The sequence below is a fragment of the Thermus antranikianii DSM 12462 genome (genome assembly GCF_000423905.1).
Taxonomy (GTDB): domain Bacteria; phylum Deinococcota; class Deinococci; order Deinococcales; family Thermaceae; genus Thermus; species Thermus antranikianii.
In genome coordinates, this window is sequence record NZ_AUIW01000005.1 from 1 (window position 1) to 19,251 (window position 19,251).

Below are 19,251 nucleotides of genomic sequence, written 5' to 3' on the forward strand. Positions count from 1 at the left end.
AAAGGGCTACCGCCACTTCCCCCACGTCCACCAGGCGGCGGACGTAGGGCTTAAGGAAAGCCGGGTAATACCGAGATTCCCGATCCCTAGGGACCTTCAGGTCCACCTGGCCAAAGGCGGTCTCCAGCTTGCGGGGGTAGTAGCCGTTCCTGCGGCCTCCGTGCACCTGCAAGAAGGCCGTCCGGTCCAACTCCAGAACCGTCTGCAAAACCTCGGCCACCGTCTCCCGCACCGCTTCCCTCAGCAAGATTCGCAAGGTATCCTGGTCCACGGGGCACCTCCTCGTGCTAAGGTGTGCCCCCCTATTAAACACGGACCCTTACACATAAATCCTTACACGACCGAGGGGCTCGAGGGTGAGGCCATCCAGAACCACCATGGTGGGCGGCCAGTAGCACCCCACCACCGCATACTTATCCTCGTAGCCCTTGAACTTGCTGGACTCAATGGACCGGGCATCCAGGCAGGGCTTGGACTCCGCCACCACCTGGGGCGGGTTCATCCAGAGGTCTATCAGGCTCGCCTTCCCGTCCCGGCCGATGGCCATGAAGTACCGCCCCGTGGCGGACGAGCGCAGAATATGCGTGGCAAAACCGGTGGGCACGATGGTCACCAACTCCTTCTTGTCCCCGTCGATGATGGCCACCTGGCCCGTATCCCGGAGCACCTGGCCGAAGAAGTTCTGCCAGTTGCGGTTATGGAGGGGTTTGGTGGGCCGCTTCTCCGGCGGCACGTGCACCTTCCAGGTCTTCCTGATCTCCTCAAAGGTGGGAACTGGAGGCGACGGGGGCTGCTCCAAAAGGAAGCGGGCAAGGAGCTCGATGTCCTTTTCCTTAAGAATCCCCTGCCGTCCCCAGTCGGGCATGCCCCCAGGAAGGCCGCCGAAGATCACCGCCTTCAGGTACTCCACCCCCTTTTCCGCCATCTTCTTGGGATCAAGGGCGGGACCCGTCGCCCCCTTCCGCAACACCCCATGGCACCCAGCACAGCGGTCAAAGTAGATCTTGGCTGCCTCCTCCTTCTCCGCCGGGCTCAGGGGAGCAGGAGCCTGGGCCAAGGCCAAAGCGGCCAGCAGCAGAGGTCCTAATAAACCTAACGTTCTTTTCACAGCTTTCACCTCCATCAACTAGGATAGACATATCCGAGTAGTACAGATGTCCTATGGCTAAAGTCCCTACAAATCTCCCCACCCAAACTAGCCGGGGGAAGGAAAGGCTAATGGGTATGCTCTTTTTCGCGGAAGGTGGTTGCCACCCACCACCCCCCTTGGGGATGAAGAGATAGGCCGCGGAGCGAAAAGCGATCAAGTACTTCCAGAACAGACACAAGTAGGGTAGCAGAATCATGCCTAAAGCCCCTAACGAAGGTGTAGAAAGAGCCCCCGAGGGTTCTCCCCGGGGACCCTTGGAGGTCCTAAATGGGCGCTCCGGACTATTGGGAACTGGCCCGCTCACTCAAGGGCTCGTAGACACGGATGATCCCCTTCATGTACGGGTGGATGCTGCAGATGTACACGTACTCCCCTGGCTTGGTGAAGGTGATGCGGTACCGTTCTGCGTGGCCCAGCTTGGGGGTCACAAAGGGCTCAGGCCCCTGCACGTCGATCACCACCGCATCATGCCGGCCCGTGCGTTCCCCCTCCAAGAGGTCGAAGATGTCTTCGTTGACGAACTCCACCGTGGTGCCCACGGGGATCTCCAGGACCTTGGGGTAGAAGGAGTTGCCCACCATCTGCACGGTGACGGGAAGGGGTTCTAAAGCCTTTGCCCCAACCGCGACCGGCTGGGCCAGGGCAGGATCCAAGGGCACCCGCACCGTGTGCTCGTGGCTGGGGGAAGCAAGCCCATAGGGATCGACCACCCGCTTGGCACTGGCGGGAATTTCCTTGACCCCGGGCACTCCCTCCGCCCGCACCTCAGGAATCCGGGGCGCATCCTTCCTCGCCCGCAGGATCCCCAAAGCCCCCTTGATGGCGGTACCGAAGACATGGGTTACCAAAGCGTAATCCCCCTCCACGGGCGGAACCCGCCATTCGATGACCCAGGAATCGCTCGGCCCCGCCAGAGCCGTCTGGGAGCCCACCACGAGGTTTTTCGGATTACCCTGGTAGTACATGTACTCAAAGACCCCGCCCACCACGTGGAACGTGCTGGTAAGGTTGGGCCCCACGTTCAGGAAGTAGATGCGTAGATAATCCCCGGGACGCACGGGTATGGGTTCTTCCACGTAACGGAAGTTCCTGCCATTGAACATCACGTAAAGGGCCCTTCCATCGTAGAAATCCCGCCCTGAAGCGTAAGCCTCACTCTGGATTATGTAGAGCTTGAGGTCCGGCCCCCGGCCGAGCTCCCGCTCCATCCGGTACTTCTCCTTGGGCTCCACCACGATCATCCCAAACTGGCCACCCATGGTGTGGGCCATGATGCCGTGGCCCCCAGGGGCGCAGTGGTACATAAAAACTCCGGGAAAGTCCGCGGTAAAGCTGAACTCCCGGGTTTCCCCTGGCTGGACGTTGCCCAGGAACCTCGAGGTCTGGGTGTTGGCGGCATGGATGGAAAGGCCGTGGGTAACGCTATCCAAATTCCGAAGGACGATGTGTACGGTATCCCCTTCCTCCACCACCAACATGGGCCCAGGGCTCATGTCGTTGAAGGAAAAGCCCCTGAGGTAAACCCCCTGATCCACCTCGAAGATGCTGGAGCGGGCCTCGAGGGTAAAGTGCCTTTCCGCCGCCACGCCTGGAATCCCTAAAACCAACCCCGCCAGTACGCCTAAAACTTTTCGCATCCTTCACCTCCCAGGTCCTTACTCGGACCTTTCCATCTGTGTTTTAGCACCACCCCCCAAGGACAGGTGTCCTTGTGACAAATGTCCCAAGATGGGGAGCGCGCACCGAACGCCTCCCCCACCCTTGACCTCGATCAAAGCGATCCCGGCACGGACGGGGGTATCCTCAGGCCATGAGGCTGACCTTTTTGGGTTTAGGACTGCTCTTCACGGGGCTGGGCTTCCTGGGGGCCCTCCTTCCCATCCTCCCCTCCACCCCCTTTTTCCTGGTAGCGGCCTACCTCTTCTCCCGAAGCCATCCCCGCCTCGAGGTCTGGCTTCTTTCCCTACCCCAGGTAGGTCCTTTGGTGAAAAACTACCGGCAAGGCCTCGGCATCCCCAAAAGGACCAAGATTCTGGCCACGGTTTTAGCCCTAGGAGCAGCAAGCATCAGCACCTACGGTCTACCCCACCCCGCAGGCCAGGTAGCCGTAGTCCTCCTTATCGCCTACGGTATCTACTACATCTGGAAGCGCGTGCCCACCCTAGCGCCGGAGAAAGCCCCAAAAGACCAGGAACTCCCAAAGAGCTAAAAAGCCCCCCAGGGCATCCACGTCTCCCCTTCCCCCCCAGGCCCAGCCGTAAGGGGTGGGGAGGGGAAGACCCGTAAACCGAGTCGCCCCGTAGAAGAGGAAGAGGCCCAAGGCCAGAAAGGTGGAGAACCGGTACAGTCCTCTTCCCAGGCGCCCTTCCAAGACCTCCGGGGCCACCAAGAGGAGGAAGAGGAGGGTGTAGCCCAAACCTCCCTGGAGGATCAGCCCCCCGAGGAGCACCCCCTCGTACAAGAAGGCCTCCGCTTCTCCCCCGTAGGCCCTCTGTCCCAGGCTGGCCAGAAGGTCTCCGCAGAAGCCCTTTAAACCCAGCCCCACCCCCAGGCCCTGAAGATGGGCTGGCAATAGGGCCAGAAGGGGCGGCAACCAGGGAGGCATGCCCTCAGGGTACCGGGAAGGGGAAAGGACATTTGTACTTGACGCCGCCAGGGAGGGGACTAAAACTAGGACTTGTAAGTCTGAGTTAGGAGGTGGCGTATGGCAGAGAAAGGTCACTGGTTCTTGGATAACCCCTGGCTCCTCCTTGCCCTTCACATGGCGCTCTTCGTTGGGCTTTATCTTATCTGGGGCTGGTTGGACATCAGCCGGATTCCCGGCCGTTAGGAGGTAGCCATGGCCCTTCATACCCCTCCCAAAAACTGGCTGGAGGAACAGGTCAGCCCAGAAGAGCGGGTCTGGCTAGTCCTGGCCACCCTCTTTGCCATCGTCTTCCTCTCCGCCTTCATGGGGCTTTGGCACCTGACCGGCCGCCAGACCACCCACGGGGAGGCCTATAGGGTAGACCCAGCATCCTTCCGGCAAGAGGTGCTGGCCTTCGCCGAGCGTTACCAAGTGGGGGAACTCAATGGCATCCCCGTGGTGGCCCCGCCTCCTGGGGATGTTTACCTCATGGCCCAGGCCTTCAGCTGGTACCCAGTCCTGAAGCTGAAGAAAGGGGAAACCTACCGCCTTAGGGTAGCCTCGGTGGACTATCCCCATGGCTTCAGCCTGTACCCCCACGAGTGGAGCATCCAGCTTTACCCTGGTTACGAGTGGGTCTACTCCTTCACGCCCACCAAGGCGGGAGAGTACGCCCTTATCTGCAACGACTACTGCGGCTTAGGGCACCACCTGATGGTGGGACGGATTCTGGTGGAAGAGTAGGAGGAATCTATGGCGCTTCCCTTGGAACGCACCTGCCCTGCCACAGGGCTCAGGTTGTTTAGCACTGCGGAAACCCTGGTCAAGATCAACGCCGTGGTTGCGGTGGTCTTCCTGCTCCTGGGCTTTCTCTGGGTCATCCCGAGCATCATCAACCGGGTCCTGGGGCCCGGGGTAGTTTCCCCCCAGCTCTACTATCAGGCCACCTTCCTCCACGGCTGGAACATGCTCATTTTCTGGATTCTCTTCTTTGAGGTGGCCCTCCTCTACTTCGCTGCCTCTGCCCTCCTCAAGACCCCCCTCCGCTTCCCTGGCCTGGCCTGGGGAGGATTCTGGCTCATGCTCCTGGGAGCGGTCCTCATCAACTATCTGGGCGTGGCAAGCCCGAGCAACTTCCTCCCCTTCACCCCTTACGTGCCCCTGCAGGCCCCGCCCCTCTTCTACCTGGCGGTCATCCTCTTCGCCGTGGGAGCCATTTTAGCGGTCTTCGTCTTCTTCGCTACCCTACACCGGGCCTGGCGAGAGAAAACCTATGGGGCCACCATGCCCCTAGGCGCCTTCGGGGCCCTCACCGCAGCCATCTTAGCCACCACCACCCTGCTTTCCGGGGCCATCGCCTTCATTCCCACCTTCCTCTGGTCCTTAGGATGGCTCAAGGTAGATCCCCTCTGGTTCCGGCACACCTACTGGGGCTTCGGCCACGGCGCCCAGCAGGTAAACCTGGCCGCCATGGTCACCGTTTGGTACCTCCTGGCCCTCTTCACCGTGGGAGGTACCACTCCCAGCGAAAGGCTCTCCCGCATCGCCTTCCTCCTCTATTTGCTGGGCATCAATCTAGGCTCCGCCCACCACCTCCTCACCGAGCCCACAGGAGCCCTCTCCAGCGCCTGGACCTGGGTGAACACCGGTTACCTCATCCACGTGGCCGTCCTTGGAAGCTTGATCCACGCCTTCTCGGTGCCTGCGGCCATCGAGCGGGGTCTGCGGTTGAAGGGGTTCACCCAGGGGCTTTTCGGCTGGTTAGCCCGGGCTCCCTGGGGAAATCCCGGCTTCTCCGCCCTGGTGCTTTCTGTCATCCTTTTCGGCTTCCTGGGAGGGATGAGTGGGGTCACCATGGGCTCCTACGATCAGAACCTTAAGTGGCACAACACCCTGGCGGTGGTGGGCCACTTCAAGGGGACGGTGGTGGCCGGCACCAGCCTGGCCTTCATGGGCCTTACCTACTACCTCTTGCCCCTCATCTTCCGCCGGAAGCTCATCTGGCCCCGGCTCGCCGCCTGGCAACCGTGGCTCTTTGGGCTGGGCATGGGTCTCCTTTCCCTGGCCATGTTGCGCCTGGGAGTGGTGTATGGGCTTCCTCGGCGCTCTGGGGACACCTTCCAGTTCGGGGGAAGCCCCTTCGCCTTCCCATACCCTCCAGAGATGGCTACTCTTCTCGCCGCCATGGGCATCGGGGGAACCCTGGCCCTTCTGGGAGGGCTCCTTTTTGTCCTCCTGGCGGTGGGCACCCTGCTATGGGGTAAACCTTTGACCGACGAAGAAATCCAAAACGCCTACCAAGTGAAAGCGGAGGAAGGACACGCCACCCCCAAGGGTGTCTACCTCCTGGCCCTACTCTTCCTGGCTTTCTTCCTGATCTACTACCTCTACAACCACTGGTTCCTCTCTCAGGCCTGGCTCATCGGAGGAAGGTAGCGCCCTTCCCGCCCGTCTCCCGGGGGGATTGAACCCCGGGGGATTACTATGGAGGCATGCCAGTGCGAAGCCTCTTGAGACGCGAAGAGTCCTACGCCCTGCATGCCCTCTTGTTGCTAGCGGAAGAACCCGGCTTAAGCGCAGCGGAGATCGCCGCCAAGCTCAAGGCCCCTCCTGCCTTTATGGCCAAGGTCCTCTCCAAGCTGGCCAAAGCGGGCTTGGTGGAAAGCCGCATGGGCCGAGCAGGAGGGGTGTGGTTAAAAGCTCCCCCAGAGGGGATCACCCTGCTTAAGGTGATGGAAAGCCTCTCTGGACCTGTGGCCCTGGACCTTTGCGCCATCTTAAAGCGCTGCCCCACAGAGGAGAGGCGGGGATTCTGCTACCTCAAGCCAAACCTGGTGCGGATGAACCAGGAAATCCGCAAAGCCCTCGAGGGCCTGACCCTAAAGGATCTCCTGCCCGAGGCTACCCATCCCGCTTGACCCAGGTCATGGCGGTCCACCCCCCCGGGTGCCAAGCTTAGGGGGGTATGGTGGAACTCACCTTAAAGACCACGGTAAACAGGGTCTTGCAACGCCACCCGGAAGCGGTGAGCTTGCTAAACGAGATGGGCATAGATACCTGCTGTGGCGGAGCCGATTCCCTGGAGGAAGCCGCCCGCCAAGCAGGCAAGGACCCCGAAGAGGTATTGAAGGCCCTCCTGGCCTTTTTGGGGAGGGAAGGATGAACCTCTTGGAGAAGGCCCGCTACGGCCAGGTCCGGGGGGTGGAACTCCTGGCCGATCACCCGGAAGTGCGCCTGATCCTCTTCAGCCTGCAAAAGGGGCAGGAGGTCCGGGGTAAAGGGGAACCCCGGGTTCACCTGCTTTGCCTCGAGGGGGAGGGCATCCTGTGGGCCGGGGAGCGAACCCTCCCCGCCACCCCGGGCACCCTCCTGGCGGCAGAGCCGGGAGAGGCCCACGGGGCCAGGGCCGGGGAAGGAACCTTCCTGGTGCTAGGCATCCTCACCCCTAGGCCATGATTCCGGCAAGCCGGCTTGCCCTCACCACGGCCCTCCTCTGGTTCCTGGCGGCAAGCCTGGTGGGCCTGCTCCTAGGCCTGGGCCTCCTTCCCTATAGCTGGAGGCCCGCCCACGCCCACATGCAGCTTCTGGGCTTCGTAAGCCTTATGATCTACGGAGTAGCCTACCACGCCCTTCCCCGGTTCCGGGGGGTGGTCTTCCGCAGGCCGGGACTGGCCCTCCTGCAAGTGCTCCTGGCCAACCTCAGCCTTCTGGGAATGGCCTTAGCCTGGGGCTTCGGGCTTGGGACCTACATATGGGGGTTTTTCGCTCTTCTTTCGCTTCTAGCCGGAGGCCTTTTCGTCCTCCTCATGCTGGAGGTACTCTGGGGCTAAGAAACCCTAAGGACTTCGGAGAACGGTATGCGTGCGACAAGCGTTCCCCTTAAAGCCGTAGCCCTTCCCACGGAGCACGGGGGCTGGGGGTTTACCCTAGAACCCATCCTCCTGGGCCTACTCCTCTCGCCAGGACCCCACACCCTGGGGCTATTCCTCCTGGGCCTTTTCGGGTTTCTGGCCCGGCACCCCTTGAAGCTGGTCTACCAGGACCTAAGGAAGGGCAAACGCTACCCCCGCACCGAGCTGGCCTTAAAGGTGGGCGGGGCCTATTTGGCCCTGGCCCTTCTGGGCCTTCTCCTTACCGCCTTGACCGCCAAAGGCCCCTTCCTCCTCCCCCTTCTTTTGGCGGTGCCCTTGGGGGTCTACATGCTCTGGGCGGATGCCTCAAACCGTTCCCGGGACCTTTTCCCCGAGATCGCCGCCGCCTTGGCCATGGCTTCCTTGGCCCCTGCGGGGGTTTTGGCAGGAGGCTTGGAGCCGGGGATCGCTTTGGGAAGCTTTCTCGCCTTAGCCATCAGGGATATCGCCGCCCTGTACTATGCCCGCACCCAGGTGCTCAGGGCCCGGGGAAGAAACCCCAAGCATTACCCCGCCCACCTGACCCTCTGGACCTCCTCCCTCCTCGCCCTTCTTCTTCAAGGCCAAGGGCTTCTGCCTGCCCCCACTACCCTTGCCCTTTTCCTCCTGGCCCTTTATGGAAGTCTCGCCCTCTTGAGACCCCCGGTGGAGGCCAGGATCATCGGCTGGACCCAGATAGGCTTTGGCCTTTTGGTGGTCCTGGCCACCGCTTTGGGCTATACCCTTGAGGGCCTTCCCACCGCCCTTTTGGGGGTGCCGCTTCTGCACCGGTTCCTGGGGTGGACCCTGGTGGGATTGGCCTTTCTGGCAGGGCTTTACCTCCTCCTGCGGAAAGAGATAACCAGGCCCGTGCGCCTTCTCCTGGGGCTTTACGACCTGAACGCCCTCTTGGGCCTCCTCTACCTGGCCTTTCTCTGGAAGCCCCTCCCTCACCCCCTCCTGGCCCTCATCGGGGTGGCCCTCCTCCACCTCCTCCTGAAAAAACCCCATCCCTGGCCCGGGGTTGGCTTCCTCCTCCTGGGATTCCTCCTTCTTTGGCACTGAGGTCCATGGTGGGCGGAACCACCCTCTTCCTCTCCCTGCTACCGGGGAAAATAGAAGCATGAGGAAAGCCAGGGGGATCCTCCTTCTTCTTCCCTTGGCCGGGGCCCTCTACGCCCTGTGGAGCCAGCCTGTACAGCTTTGGGGTAGGCCAGAAAACGTAACTTGGGAACTGGCCCAGGCGCCTCCTGAACGCCTGCAGGAGGTCTACACCAGGGCCCATCCCGCCGTCTTGCGCATAGACGGCCCGGAGGGAAGCCGGGGCACAGGGTTCTTTTATCGGGAGGGCCTCGTCCTTACCGCCTACCACGTGGTGGCCGAGGGCGGGCCTTATACCCTGGTGCTCTCCAACCAAAAGCGGGCCACGGCCACCCTTCTCGGTTTCGCCGAGCCCATGGACCTGGCGATCCTGGCCACGGAGGCCCGGGCCCCCGCCCTCCTTTCCCTGGAAACCCAAAGGCGCCCCCAGGTGGGGGAAGCAGTCTTGCACATCGGCAACGGGCGCAACCAGTTCATCGCCCCCCGGTATGGGCGCATCACCCGGCTTTTCGTGGACCCCTCGCCTTTTCTCCCCCAGGGCCTGGTGGAAACCAGCCTCCCCCTTTCCCCCGGGGATTCGGGAGGACCCGTGCTGGACCTCGAGGGAAAAGTGGTGGGGGTGGCGGTGGCCATCGGCCAGACGGAGGAGGGCTTCCGAAGTTTCTTCACCCCGTTCCTGGGCCGGGGCCAGGTCCTGGCGGAGATGGAAGGGGGTAAGCGAAGCTACTGGCCCTACCTGGGCCTGAGGGGTCCAAGGGGCTTAACCCCAGAGCTGGCCCGGGAGCTGGGCCTGCCCCCGGGTGGGGTGCTGGTGGGCGAGGTGGTCCCGGGCGGGGCCGCCCACCGGGCAGGGCTTAGGGGCCTGGAGACAGGAGGGGTGCCGGATGTGATCCTCGAGGTCAACGGGGTCAAGGTGAACAGCTTCGAGGACCTCCTGCGGGAGGTGCGCCGCCACCAGGTGGGGGACCGGGTCCGCCTTAGTGTGCGCCGGGGCGGGGAGGTCCTCCAGGTAGAGGTGGAGCTCGCTCCCTTTCCCGGAAGGTGATCAGCCCATGAGGTCCTGGTAAGCGGGAATCCCCGGCGCACTCCCCGAAAGGAGCACCGCCCGAAGGATCGCCCGGGTTACGGCGTCGGCGGCGTAGGCCCCGAGGCGCAAGAGGGTGTAGGGGGCCACCCCCTTCCCCTCCCCCAGGGCCAGGGCAAAGACCAGGTCCCCATCCAGGGGCGTATGGGCCGGACGGATGGCCCGGGCAATCCCATCCTGGGCCATGATGGCAAGCCTCTTGGCCTGGGCCTTGCTAAGGGGCGCATCCGTGGCCACCACCGCCAGGGTGGTGTTCTGGCCAAAAAGGAAAGGGTAGCGGTAGTCCTCAGGCCTCCCCTGGTAGCGGGAGCGGTCCGGCAGAAGGGCCCTTTCCTCCTCCGCAAGGAGATCCTCCCCGTAAAGCCTCCCCGTCTGAGGGTCAAAGGGCCGGCCCAGGCTGTTGACCGCCACCAAGGCCATGATCCGGTGGCCTTCCTCCAGAAGGTACCCTGCCAAGCCCACCCCGCCCTTGACTCCCCCCGCCACCGCCCCCGTGCCCGCCCCCACGCTACCCTCCTCCACCCTTTCCCCTGCGGCCAAGGCTGCCTGGTACCCTGCCTCCACCCCGGGCGGGCGGTGGATCCTCCCCCGGCCCAGGTCGTAGAGGACCGCTGCGGGCACGATGGGCACCACACCCCCTGGGGTGGGGAAGCCCTTTCCCCTTTCCGCCAAGTAGCGCATGACCCCATCCGCCGCCCTTAGGCCGAAGGCGCTTCCCCCGGTAAGCAGGATGGCCTGCACCTTCTCCACGGTGTTCTCCGGGGACAGGAGGTCGGTTTCCCGCGTACCGGGAGCCGCCCCCCGCACGTCCACCGCCCCCACCGCTCCCTCTTCCACCAGGACCACGGTGGAGCCGGTGAGGGCCTCGAGGTCGGTGAAATGCCCTACCCTTAATCCCGGCAAAAGGGCCGCCTTGCCCCACAAGGCTTCCGCCATAAGGCCAGTATCAGGTAGGCTAGGGAGCAGGACAAGGAGGAAGTATGTGGGAGTACCTGATCCACGGCGAGCCTTCTCCTAACGTCCAAACCTTTCTGGAAGGGCTGGGGAAAGCCCTGGAAGCCCAGGGGTTTCGCTACAACCCTCAGGCCGAGGCTCCAAACCTGGTGCTGAACGCCATCTCCCTGGAAAACCCACGCCCCTATCGCCGGCGGGCCCAGGCTACCTTCGTGGCCTCGGTACTGGAGCTTCCCGCCTTTCCCGAAAACCCCCTCCAGGCTCTCTACCCCTACTTGGTCCGGGCTCTTTCCAACGTGCTCCTGGCCTATGTGCCCCACCAGGGGGTCAAGTTCCTCACCCTGGAGCTTGGGCACTACGACGAACCCAACGGGGAAGGGTTTTACGAGAGGGTGGCCGGGCGCCTGAAGCCCATCGCCTGCAGCCGCCTGGTCATCAACAACATCTTCCACACGGACCTCGAGCCCGAACTCTGGCAAGGGGACGAGCTTACGGAAAGCATGTACCGGGCGGGGAAGAAACTCAAGGAGTGGGACCTCCTTCCTGCTCCCTTCCCCATCGAGGAGATCCTGCCCCCCGAGGACCTGCGGCATGTCAAACGGCTTTACGGTATCGGGGGTCTTTCCTATGGAAACCTCTCGGTGCGCAAGGACGAGCGCCGCTTCTGGATGTCCGCAAGCGGGGTGGACAAGGCCAACCTGAAGGAGATCGGCCGGGACATCCTCATGGTGAAGGACTACGACCCCGAGCAAAACGCCATCCTCCTCTCCGTGCCCCCCCACGTGGAACCCAGGCGGGTCAGCGTGGACGCCATCGAGCACTGGATGATCTACCGGGAACACCCCGGGGTCGGGGCCATCCTGCACGTGCACGCCTGGATGGAAGGGGTTCCCGCCACCCCCTTCAACTACCCTTGCGGCACCTACGAGCTGGCCCAGGCGGTGGCGGAAAAGGTGCGCCAAGCCCCTGACCCCACCCGGGCGGTGGTGGGCTTGAAAAACCATGGCCTCACCATCACCGGGCGCAGCCTGGACGAGATCATGGAGCGGATAGAGGGTAAGCTCATCCGCACCGTGCCCATGTCATGAAGGCCCTCCTCTACACCCCTTCCCTTCCCCGCTTTTTTGCCGCCAGGGTCCTGGGCAAGCGATTTCCCAAGGGCCTTCTACCCCTAAGCCTCACCCAACTTCCCCTTCCCGAACGGCAAGGCTTCGTACGGGTGAGGGTCAGGCTAAGCGGGGTCTGCGGCTCGGACCTGGCCCTTCTCTACGGGAAAAGCCCCCCATCCATCAGCCCCTTTTTCTCCTTTCCCGCCGTCCTTGGCCACGAGATCCTGGGGGAGGTGGAGGGAAGCCTGGTGGCGGTAAACCCTCTCCTCACCTGCGCCGACCGTGGCCTTCCCCCCTGCCCAAAGTGCCAGGAGGGCGAGGAAGGCCTATGCCAGAACGTGGCGGAAGGATCCCTGGCCCCAGGGATGCTGGGCTACAACCGGGACCTGCCCGGGGGTTGGGGAGAGTGGATCCTGGCCCGGCCCGAGCGGCTTTACCCCATCCCAGCCCACGTCCCCGAGGAACGGGCGGTGCTCGCCGAGCCCCTGGCGGTGGTGGTGCGGGGCCTTAAGAAGCTGAAGCCCTGGCCCAAGGAGGTCCTGATCCTGGGCATGGGTACCTTGGGCCTTCTGGCCCTCAAGGCCCTTAGGGCCCTGGGGTTTTCTGGAAAGGTCTACGCGGTGGCCAAGTACCCCCACCAGGCGGAGCGGGCTTTGGCCTTCGGGGCGGATGGGGTCTATGGAAGCGCCAAAGAGGCCCTGCTGGAGCGGGCCAAGCGCTACCGCTACCTCCTCTTTGAAGGGTACCGGGGTGGGTACGAGGCGGTCCTCGAGGCTTCGGGAAGCGGGGCGGGTTTCCGCCAGGCCCTTACCCTGGCCCAGGAAGGAGGCCGGGTGCTCCTTCTGGGGGCCCCTGGGCTGGACTGGGCCGACCTCTCCCCCTTCTGGTTCAAGGAGGTGGGCCTGGTAGGAAGCTACACCTATAGCCCCGAGGAGTTTGCTCAGGCGGTGGGACTCCTTCCCGAGCTGGTGGGCCTCGAGGCCCTCATCGGGGGCATCTTCCCTCTTACCGACTGGCAAAAAGCCCTTTCCGCCAAGGGCAAAGCCCTATTCCGGCCAAATGTGTCCTGAAGGGGAGTATCCCCTGGCCTGGGGGGCTATACTCCTGGGAAACCCTTAGGGGGTGGGCATGGCCTGGGAAGAGGAACCCTTCTTGGCGGCAGGGGAAAGGCTTCGGGCCCTCCTGAAGGAGGTCAAGCAGGTCATCGTGGGCCAGGACCACCTCCTGGAGAGGATGCTGGTGGCCCTTCTCGCCCGGGGCCATCTCCTGATCGAGGGGGTGCCGGGGCTGGCCAAGACCCTGGCGGTGAAGACCCTGGCCCAGGCGGTCGGGGGGAACTTCAAAAGAATCCAGTTCACTCCCGATCTGGTGCCCGCCGACCTCCTGGGAACCCGCATCTATAACCCCAAGGAAGGGGAGTTCAAGACCGAGCTCGGTCCCATCTTCGCCCACCTCCTTCTGGCGGACGAGATCAACCGGGCCCCGGCCAAGGTGCAGTCGGCCCTCCTCGAGGCCATGCAGGAGCGCCAGGTGACCCTGGGCAAGGAAACCTACCCCCTACCCAAGCCCTTCCTGGTGCTGGCCACGCAAAACCCCATAGAAAGCGAGGGCACCTATCCCCTGCCGGAAGCCCAACTGGACCGCTTCCTCCTCAAGGTGGTGGTGGACTACCCTGCCTTCCACGAGGAGCTCCTCATCGTGGAGCGCATGACCACGGGGGAGGAGATCCAGGTGGCCCAGGTGCTTTCCCTGGAAGAGGTTTTGGAGCTTTCCCGCCTGGCCGACCGCGTCTACGTCCACCCCAAGGTGGCCGAGCACGCCGTGGCCCTGGTCCAGGCCACCCGGGATCTGGAAAGGGCGGGGCTTAAGGACCTGAAGCCCTTTGTGGCCTACGGGGCAAGCCCCCGGGCCTCCTTGGCCCTGGTCCAGGGGGCCAAGGCCCTGGCCCTGGTCCGGGGGCGGGCCCACGCCCTGCCGGAGGATGTGCGGGATCTGTACCTGGACGCCCTCCGCCACCGCGTGATCCTCTCCTACCAGGCCCTGGCGGAGGGCGTGCGGGTGGAGGACGTGCTGGAAGCCATCCTCAACCGCCTTCCCCCGCCCTTCGTGCCCCTTCACGACCCCTATGGAGACGCCCGAAGCCCTCTTGGCCCGCCTGGAGCTTAAGGTGGTACGTCCCCTGGATGGGCTCCTCTTTGGGGACTACCGGGGGGTGTTCTACGGCAAGAGCCTGGAGCTGGCGGAGATCAGTCCCTATGCCCCTGGGGACGAGGCCGAACGCATCGACTGGCCCGCCACCGCCCGAACCGGGGAACTCCACGTGCGCCGCTTTCGCGAGGAGCGGGAACTCACCCTGTGGCTCCTCCTGGATGGAAGCCCCTCCATGCGCTTTGGCTCTAGGAGGCGGGAAAAGTACACCCTGGCCCTGGAGCTGGCCCTGAGCGTGGCCTATATCGCCCTCCGCCACGGAAACCGGGTGGGGGCTATCCTGCCCTCGGGCCTCCTGCCCCCTCGAGGAGGAAAGGCCCAGGCCCTCCTCCTGGCCCGGGAGGCCCTTAAGGGCGGGAAGGCGCTTTCCCTGGGGGAAGCCTTGGGGCTTCTGGAGCGGGTGGCCAGGCGCCGGAGCCTGGTCTTCGTCTTCTCGGACTTCCTGGACACCTTTTCCGCTCCCTTTTCCCGCCTGGCCGCCCGGCACGACCTGGTGGGGGTCTTGGTGGAGGACCCCTTGGAACGGGCCCTGCCCCGGGCAGGGGTGCTCTCCTTCGTGGACCCGGAAACCGGGGCCCAGGTGGAGGTGAACACCCTGGACCCAAGGGTGCGGGAAGCCTACCGCCTCCGGGCGGAGGCCCTCAGGGCCGCCAGGATGCGGGAGATCCTCAAGGCGGGTGCCGATCTCCTGGTGGCCTCCACGGAGATGGACCTGCTTCCCCTCCTCCTCGGCTTCGTGGAAAGGAGGCGCAGGTGGCCTTCAAAAGCCCCGAGGGCTTCCTCTTAGGCCTTCTCCTCCTGGGCGCAGGGGGGCTTCTCCTCTGGCTTCTGGAGCGGGCCGGGCGGAGGCGGCTTCTCTCCGCCTTGGACCCTGCCTTCCTCCCTGGGCCTAAACCCCTACCCCTTCCCTTCCTCCTGGCCCCTCTTTTCCTCCTCCTGGCGGCAGGCCGCCTCGAGGCCAGCCTTCCCTGGCGGGAGAACCTCACCCAGGCCCTGCTGGTGGTGGACACCAGCCACTCCATGGCCGCGGACGACGAGGCCCCCACCCGGCTGGCGCGGGCCAAGGCCCTGGCCGAAAACTTCCTTCGCGGCCTGGATCCCTCGGTCAAGGTAGGGCTGGTGAGCTTCGGACCCCAGGCGGTCCTGGTCCTCTCCCCTACCCGGGACCGCCAGGCCCTCCTCAAGGCCCTGCAAGGCCTCAAACCCGGGGGGGCCACCCCTTTGGGCCAGGGTCTCCTCCAGGCCCGGCGGATCCTGCGGCCCAAGGGACCAGAAGGGGATCTTCCCCAGGCAAAACCCCCCGCCGCCATCCTTCTTCTTTCCGACGGAGCGGCCAACGCAGGGGGCGATCCCCTCGAGGCGGCTAAAGAACTCTCCCGGGCAGGCCTCCCCGTCTTCGTGCGTCCCTTGGGCGACCCTAGGGGGGCGGTGAGCCGCATCGGGGAGGGGCTTTACTTCGTGCCCACCAACCCCACAAACCTCCTGCGCCTGGCCCAGGCCACCGGGGGCCAGGTGCTCGGCGAGGATTTCCAACCCCTCTACCGGGCCCTCCGCCCCTACCGGGTGTGGCGGACCCAGACCCTAGACCTCACCCAGGCCCTGGTGGTGGCGGGGCTTCTCTCCTTTTCCTTCGGCGCTTACCTGAACCTGGCCCGGGAAGGGAGGTGGCCGTGAGCCTGCAGGCCCCCGAGGCTTTAAGCCTTCTCCTCCTTTTGGCCTTCCTGCTCCTGGGCCTTTATCCAAGGCGCCCCAAGGCCCGCCTGCCCCACCCCTTGGTCTCCCTGCTCCAGCAAGCGGCCCGGGAGTCCCGGAGCGTGCTTCCCTGGTTGCCCCCGGCCCTCTTCCTCCTGGGGCTTCTCCTTCTGGTCCTGGCAGCCACCCGCCCCCTCCTGCCCCTGCCCGGCCAGGCGAGCCGGAACGTGGTGATCCTGGTCATGGACGTAAGCCGGAGCATGATGGCGGCCGACCTGAAGCCAAACCGCCTCGAGGCGGCCAAGGAAGCCGCCCGGGTCTTCCTCCGCGAGGCGCCAAGGGCCTTAAGGATAGGGCTTGTGGTCTTTGGCAGCCACGCCCAGACCATCCACCCTCCCACCACCGACCGCAGGCGCCTAAGGGAGAGCCTGGACAGCCTGGAGTTCGGCCGCTCCACAGCCATCGGGGAGGGAATCCTGGAAGCCCTGCGCAACATCCGCGAGGCCGGGGGCGAAGGGGAGATCCTCCTCCTGACCGACGGCAGGAACCGAACGGGGAAAGACCCCTTGGAGGCGGCGGCCGAAGCCTCCCGCATGGGGGTGCGCATCTATGCCGTGGGGGTGGGGGTGCCGGGATGGACCCCGGGTCCCGAGGATCCGGTGAGCGCCTTCGGCTTCTTCCCGGGGGCCTTTGAGGTGGACGAGGAACTCCTCTGGGCCCTGGCAGAGTTCACCGGGGGGCGGTATTACCTGGTGGCCTCGGAAAAGGAGCTTTCCGACCTCTACCGGAAGCTCGCCCGCTCGGTTCGCCCCGAGGTCATGCCAGGGGAAGCCACCGGGCTCCTGGGGGTCCTGGGAGGGTTTTTGGCCCTCTTAGGGGTGGCCTTACGGCGTTACCTTTCCCCCGCCTAGGACCCGCCAAAGGGGTTAGGAACGGGCTCCACCGGGAAAAGCTCCTGGGGCTCACCCCCAGGCACCGGGAGCATGCGGAAAAACTCCCCGTTCAAGAAGAGGTAAACCTGGGGTTCGCATCCCTCCCCGCCCGGGGAAGGGAGTTGCTGGACGGGTATGGACCCCAAAACCCAGGAAGCAGGGACTTCCCGCAAGGACCCGCTCCCGGGTAGCCGCCCCATCCAGGCCACCCCCATCCCAAGAAGCCCTCCCAGGGCCAGACCCAGTAGAAAAGGCCTCATACCCTTTAGGGTAGCAGCCCGGGCGAAAAGGGCAGGCCGGGGAGCACTTTTCCAGCCATACCCCCGCCCAAGCCTTTTCTCAAGCCAGGGGCGTAAGATGTAAGGCATGTACGCCCTGCACGAGGGCCTGCGGCAGATCCTCCGCCATCCCACGGCCAGCCTCGCCACCTTCTTCACCGCCCTCGTATCCTTCGCCCTGCTTTACTTCCTGGGCCTTGTCCTTTGGAACCTGGAGCGGGTGGTGCATACCCTGGAGCGGGAACTGGAAGTGGCGGCCTTCCTGCAAAAGGAAGCCAACGTGGAGGCCCTCCTCACCGAGATCCAGGGCTGGCCGGAAGTGGGCGAGGTGCGGCTTCAAAGCAAGGAGGAGGCCCTGGCCCAGCTGGTCCTGGACTACCCCTACCTGGCCGAGGCCAAGGACCTGGTGGAAAATCCCTTGCCCGACACCCTGCGCCTCAGGCTTAAGGATCCGGAAGCGGTGCGCAAGGTGGCGGAAAGGCTACGGAGGCTTCCGGGGATAGAAGGGGTGGAGTACGGGGGGGAGCTTACGGAAAGGCTGGTCCAGGTGCTATCCGGAAGCCGGCTGGCCATGGGGGTCCTGGTGGGGCTCCTTCTCCTCAACACCTTCTTCAGCGTCATGGGCTCCATCCGCCTATCCTTAGAAAGCCGGAAGGAAGCCCTGGGCATCATGCTCCTGGTGGGGGCCACCCGGCGGTTTATCCAGGCTCCTTTTGTGGTGGAAGGAATCCTCCTCACCCTTGGGGCAAGCCTCCTGGCGGTGGCCTTCGGTAGCCTCCTCTACCTAGGCTTGGCGCAGGCCCTCCAGGGGCTCCTTCCCTTCCTCCCCGTGCTGGGGGTCAAGGACCTCTCGCAGACGGGCCTCATGGTCCTGGCCCTGGCAGTGGTTCTAGGGGCCGGGGGAGCCTTCATGGCCACCCGGGCCTATCTGAGGGAAGTCTAGGATGCGCCCTAGCTGGCTTATCCTCCTCCTGCTTTTGTGCCCAGCCCTTCTCCCATGGGCCTTGGGCCAGACCGTGCCCGCCCAGGAGCGCACCGTGCGCAACCTGGAAGGCCAGCTGGAACGGGCCAAGGCCCTCGAGGAGCAAAGCCAAAGGCGGATCCGGATCCTAAACCAGGAGCTTTCCCGCCTCTCCACCCGGGTGGAGAACCTACTTAAGGAGAAGGCCCGTCTGGAAGGGGAGATCACCCGATTGGAGAGGGAACGCGCCGCCTTAAGCCGGCAGATCGCCCAGCTGAAAGAGGAGATACGCTGGACGGAAGGGCGCATCGCCCAGCTGGAAAAGGACCTGGAAAGCCTCAAGGAGCGGCTCCAGGCCCTGATGCGAAGCCTCCACCGGGAAAAGGCGGGCCGCTACCTACCCCTCCTCAGGGCCCAGTCCTTCACCGACCTGGCGGTCCGGGCCCGCTGGGTGGGGTACATCTCAAGGCAGGATGCGGACTTAGTCCGCGCCCTCCAGGCCACCCTGAAGGCCCTAAGGGAAGAGCGGGAGCGCTTAGGCCTTCTCCTCGCCGACCTCACCGCCAAGGAAAAGGCTCTCAGGGAAACCCAAAGGGCCCTCGAGGGGCAGAAGAGGGAGCTGGAGGCTACCCTCTCCAGCCTGGAGCGGGAAGCCCAGGGCAAACGAGCCCTCCTGCGGGAGGCTCTACAGGAAAGGCAACGCCTGCAAGCGGAGCTAGCCCAGCTCCAGGCCCGGGTCCTGGCGGAGAGGCAACGCCTCCTGGAGCTCAAGCGCCAGGAGGAGGAGCGGCGAAGGCGGGAAGCCGAGCGCCGCCAGGCCGCGGCCCAGCCGGCACCCCGGGAAGCCAGCGTGGTGGTCCCCCCTCCCCCCCTGCCCGCCACCGTGGGCCGGTTGGCCTTCCCCGTGCCCGGGGGCAGGATCCTGGTGCCCTACGGACAGGAAGGCCCGTTCCAGGTCATCCAGGGCCCAGCCCCGGGAAGCCCCGTGCAGGCAGCCGCCGAAGGGTACGTGGCCGGAATCCTCTACCTGCCCAACCTGGGCTACACGGTGATGCTGGTGCACACGGAAACCCTCTCCACCGTCTACACCAACCTGCAAGAACCCCTGGTGCAGGAAGGGCAAAGGGTAGAGCGGGGCCAGCTCCTCGGCTACACGGGGGGTGGCCTTCTCATCCGCCCGGAGGAGCTGGAGTTCAGGGTGGCAGTACGCATAGGCGGAGAGACCCGCTTCGTGGATCCCTCCGCCTACTACTAAGGGCCTTGAAG

Annotated in this window: 24 protein-coding genes; 18 read left to right on the top strand and 6 right to left on the bottom strand. The window is 64.5% G+C overall.

All coding sequences use genetic code 11. The annotated features are described in order from the left end of the window. The 3 genes from G584_RS0105920 to G584_RS0105930 all read right to left on the bottom strand — a co-directional run. The coding region (locus G584_RS0105920) for a transposase (protein WP_028493792.1) at positions 1–313 on the bottom strand (313 nt) is incomplete at its 3' end. A gap of 6 nt (positions 314–319) precedes the next feature. Further along, positions 320–1,108, bottom strand: a complete 789-nt coding sequence (locus tag G584_RS11995; RefSeq protein WP_245563338.1) for a nitrite reductase — start codon at positions 1,106–1,108, stop codon at positions 320–322. 323 nt (positions 1,109–1,431) lie between these two features. After that, entirely contained in the window at positions 1,432–2,787 is a 1,356-nt protein-coding gene (locus tag G584_RS0105930; RefSeq protein WP_028493793.1) for a multicopper oxidase domain-containing protein, read from the bottom strand. Positions 2,788–2,960: 173 nt separating this feature from the next. Between G584_RS0105930 and G584_RS0105935 the strand changes: the two genes are divergently transcribed. Next, positions 2,961–3,359 (top strand): YbaN family protein, encoded by a 399-nt coding sequence (locus G584_RS0105935; protein WP_028493794.1) that lies wholly within the window; start codon positions 2,961–2,963, stop codon positions 3,357–3,359. Here the strand turns inward: G584_RS0105935 and G584_RS12000 are convergent. Then, positions 3,312–3,755, bottom strand: a complete 444-nt coding sequence (locus G584_RS12000) for a hypothetical protein (RefSeq protein ID WP_051209191.1) — start codon at positions 3,753–3,755, stop codon at positions 3,312–3,314. The genes G584_RS0105935 and G584_RS12000 overlap by 48 nt on opposite strands. Positions 3,756–3,854: 99 nt before the next feature. Here G584_RS12000 and G584_RS13080 point away from each other — a divergent pair, with 99 nt between their 5' ends. Genes G584_RS13080 through G584_RS0105985 form a run of 9 tightly spaced genes read left to right on the top strand, consistent with a single transcriptional unit; the run spans position 3,855 to position 9,812 of the window. Continuing rightward, complete coding sequence (locus G584_RS13080) at positions 3,855–3,980, top strand: hypothetical protein (protein WP_272595914.1); 126 nt, start codon at positions 3,855–3,857, stop codon at positions 3,978–3,980. 9 nt (positions 3,981–3,989) lie between these two features. Then, positions 3,990–4,520, top strand: coding sequence for a cupredoxin domain-containing protein (locus G584_RS0105950; RefSeq protein ID WP_028493795.1), 531 nt, complete (start codon positions 3,990–3,992; stop codon positions 4,518–4,520). A 9-nt stretch (positions 4,521–4,529) separates the two neighbouring features. Beyond that, positions 4,530–6,212, top strand: coding sequence for a cbb3-type cytochrome c oxidase subunit I (locus G584_RS0105955; protein WP_028493796.1), 1,683 nt, complete (start codon positions 4,530–4,532; stop codon positions 6,210–6,212). Between the two features lie 56 nt (positions 6,213–6,268). Further along, the gene (locus tag G584_RS0105960) at positions 6,269–6,694 is read left to right on the top strand and encodes an RrF2 family transcriptional regulator (RefSeq protein WP_028493797.1); all 426 of its coding nucleotides are present in this window, start codon (positions 6,269–6,271) and stop codon (positions 6,692–6,694) included. A 47-nt stretch (positions 6,695–6,741) separates the two neighbouring features. Beyond that, the gene (locus tag G584_RS0105965) at positions 6,742–6,939 is read left to right on the top strand and encodes a DUF542 domain-containing protein (protein ID WP_015717646.1); all 198 of its coding nucleotides are present in this window, start codon (positions 6,742–6,744) and stop codon (positions 6,937–6,939) included. Then, the gene (locus G584_RS0105970) at positions 6,936–7,232 is read left to right on the top strand and encodes a cupin domain-containing protein (protein WP_028493798.1); all 297 of its coding nucleotides are present in this window, start codon (positions 6,936–6,938) and stop codon (positions 7,230–7,232) included. Before G584_RS0105965 ends, G584_RS0105970 begins: the two co-directional genes overlap by 4 nt. Next, complete coding sequence (locus G584_RS0105975; RefSeq protein WP_028493799.1) at positions 7,229–7,606, top strand: hypothetical protein; 378 nt, start codon at positions 7,229–7,231, stop codon at positions 7,604–7,606. Before G584_RS0105970 ends, G584_RS0105975 begins: the two co-directional genes overlap by 4 nt. 27 nt (positions 7,607–7,633) lie before the next feature. Beyond that, positions 7,634–8,731, top strand: coding sequence for a YwiC-like family protein (locus G584_RS13085; RefSeq protein ID WP_028493800.1), 1,098 nt, complete (start codon positions 7,634–7,636; stop codon positions 8,729–8,731). 58 nt (positions 8,732–8,789) lie between these two features. Then, a complete protein-coding gene (locus G584_RS0105985) occupies positions 8,790–9,812 on the top strand; it encodes a S1C family serine protease (RefSeq protein ID WP_028493801.1) in 1,023 nt (340 codons plus the stop codon). Here the strand turns inward: G584_RS0105985 and G584_RS0105990 are convergent, their stop codons facing one another. Continuing rightward, positions 9,813–10,787, bottom strand: a complete 975-nt coding sequence (locus G584_RS0105990; protein WP_028493802.1) for a P1 family peptidase — start codon at positions 10,785–10,787, stop codon at positions 9,813–9,815. It lies immediately after the preceding gene. A gap of 44 nt (positions 10,788–10,831) precedes the next feature. Between G584_RS0105990 and G584_RS0105995 the strand changes: the two genes are divergently transcribed. From G584_RS0105995 to G584_RS0106020, 6 genes are read left to right on the top strand one after another with little or no spacing between them, the layout of a single operon-like run. Next, entirely contained in the window at positions 10,832–11,893 is a 1,062-nt protein-coding gene (locus tag G584_RS0105995) for a class II aldolase/adducin family protein (protein WP_028493803.1), read from the top strand. Next, positions 11,890–12,984 (top strand): zinc-dependent alcohol dehydrogenase, encoded by a 1,095-nt coding sequence (locus tag G584_RS0106000; protein WP_028493804.1) that lies wholly within the window; start codon positions 11,890–11,892, stop codon positions 12,982–12,984. The genes G584_RS0105995 and G584_RS0106000 overlap by 4 nt, the downstream gene beginning before the upstream one ends. Positions 12,985–13,042: 58 nt before the next feature. Then, complete coding sequence (locus G584_RS0106005) at positions 13,043–14,080, top strand: AAA family ATPase (RefSeq protein WP_028493805.1); 1,038 nt, start codon at positions 13,043–13,045, stop codon at positions 14,078–14,080. Further along, positions 14,040–14,909, top strand: coding sequence for a DUF58 domain-containing protein (locus G584_RS13090; protein ID WP_028493806.1), 870 nt, complete (start codon positions 14,040–14,042; stop codon positions 14,907–14,909). Before G584_RS0106005 ends, G584_RS13090 begins: the two co-directional genes overlap by 41 nt. After that, entirely contained in the window at positions 14,876–15,796 is a 921-nt protein-coding gene (locus tag G584_RS0106015) for a vWA domain-containing protein (protein WP_028493807.1), read from the top strand. Before G584_RS13090 ends, G584_RS0106015 begins: the two co-directional genes overlap by 34 nt. After that, entirely contained in the window at positions 15,793–16,725 is a 933-nt protein-coding gene (locus tag G584_RS0106020; protein WP_038050820.1) for a vWA domain-containing protein, read from the top strand. Before G584_RS0106015 ends, G584_RS0106020 begins: the two co-directional genes overlap by 4 nt. Here the strand turns inward: G584_RS0106020 and G584_RS0106025 are convergent. Continuing rightward, a complete protein-coding gene (locus G584_RS0106025; RefSeq protein ID WP_028493809.1) occupies positions 16,722–17,006 on the bottom strand; it encodes a hypothetical protein in 285 nt (94 codons plus the stop codon). The two genes, G584_RS0106020 and G584_RS0106025, sit on opposite strands and share 4 nt — an antisense overlap. A gap of 106 nt (positions 17,007–17,112) precedes the next feature. Here G584_RS0106025 and G584_RS0106030 point away from each other — a divergent pair, with 106 nt between their 5' ends. Then, positions 17,113–17,967, top strand: a complete 855-nt coding sequence (locus G584_RS0106030; RefSeq protein WP_028493810.1) for a cell division protein FtsX — start codon at positions 17,113–17,115, stop codon at positions 17,965–17,967. A gap of 1 nt (position 17,968) precedes the next feature. After that, positions 17,969–19,240 (top strand): murein hydrolase activator EnvC family protein, encoded by a 1,272-nt coding sequence (locus tag G584_RS0106035; RefSeq protein WP_028493811.1) that lies wholly within the window; start codon positions 17,969–17,971, stop codon positions 19,238–19,240. Positions 19,241–19,251: the final 11 nt, after the last annotated feature.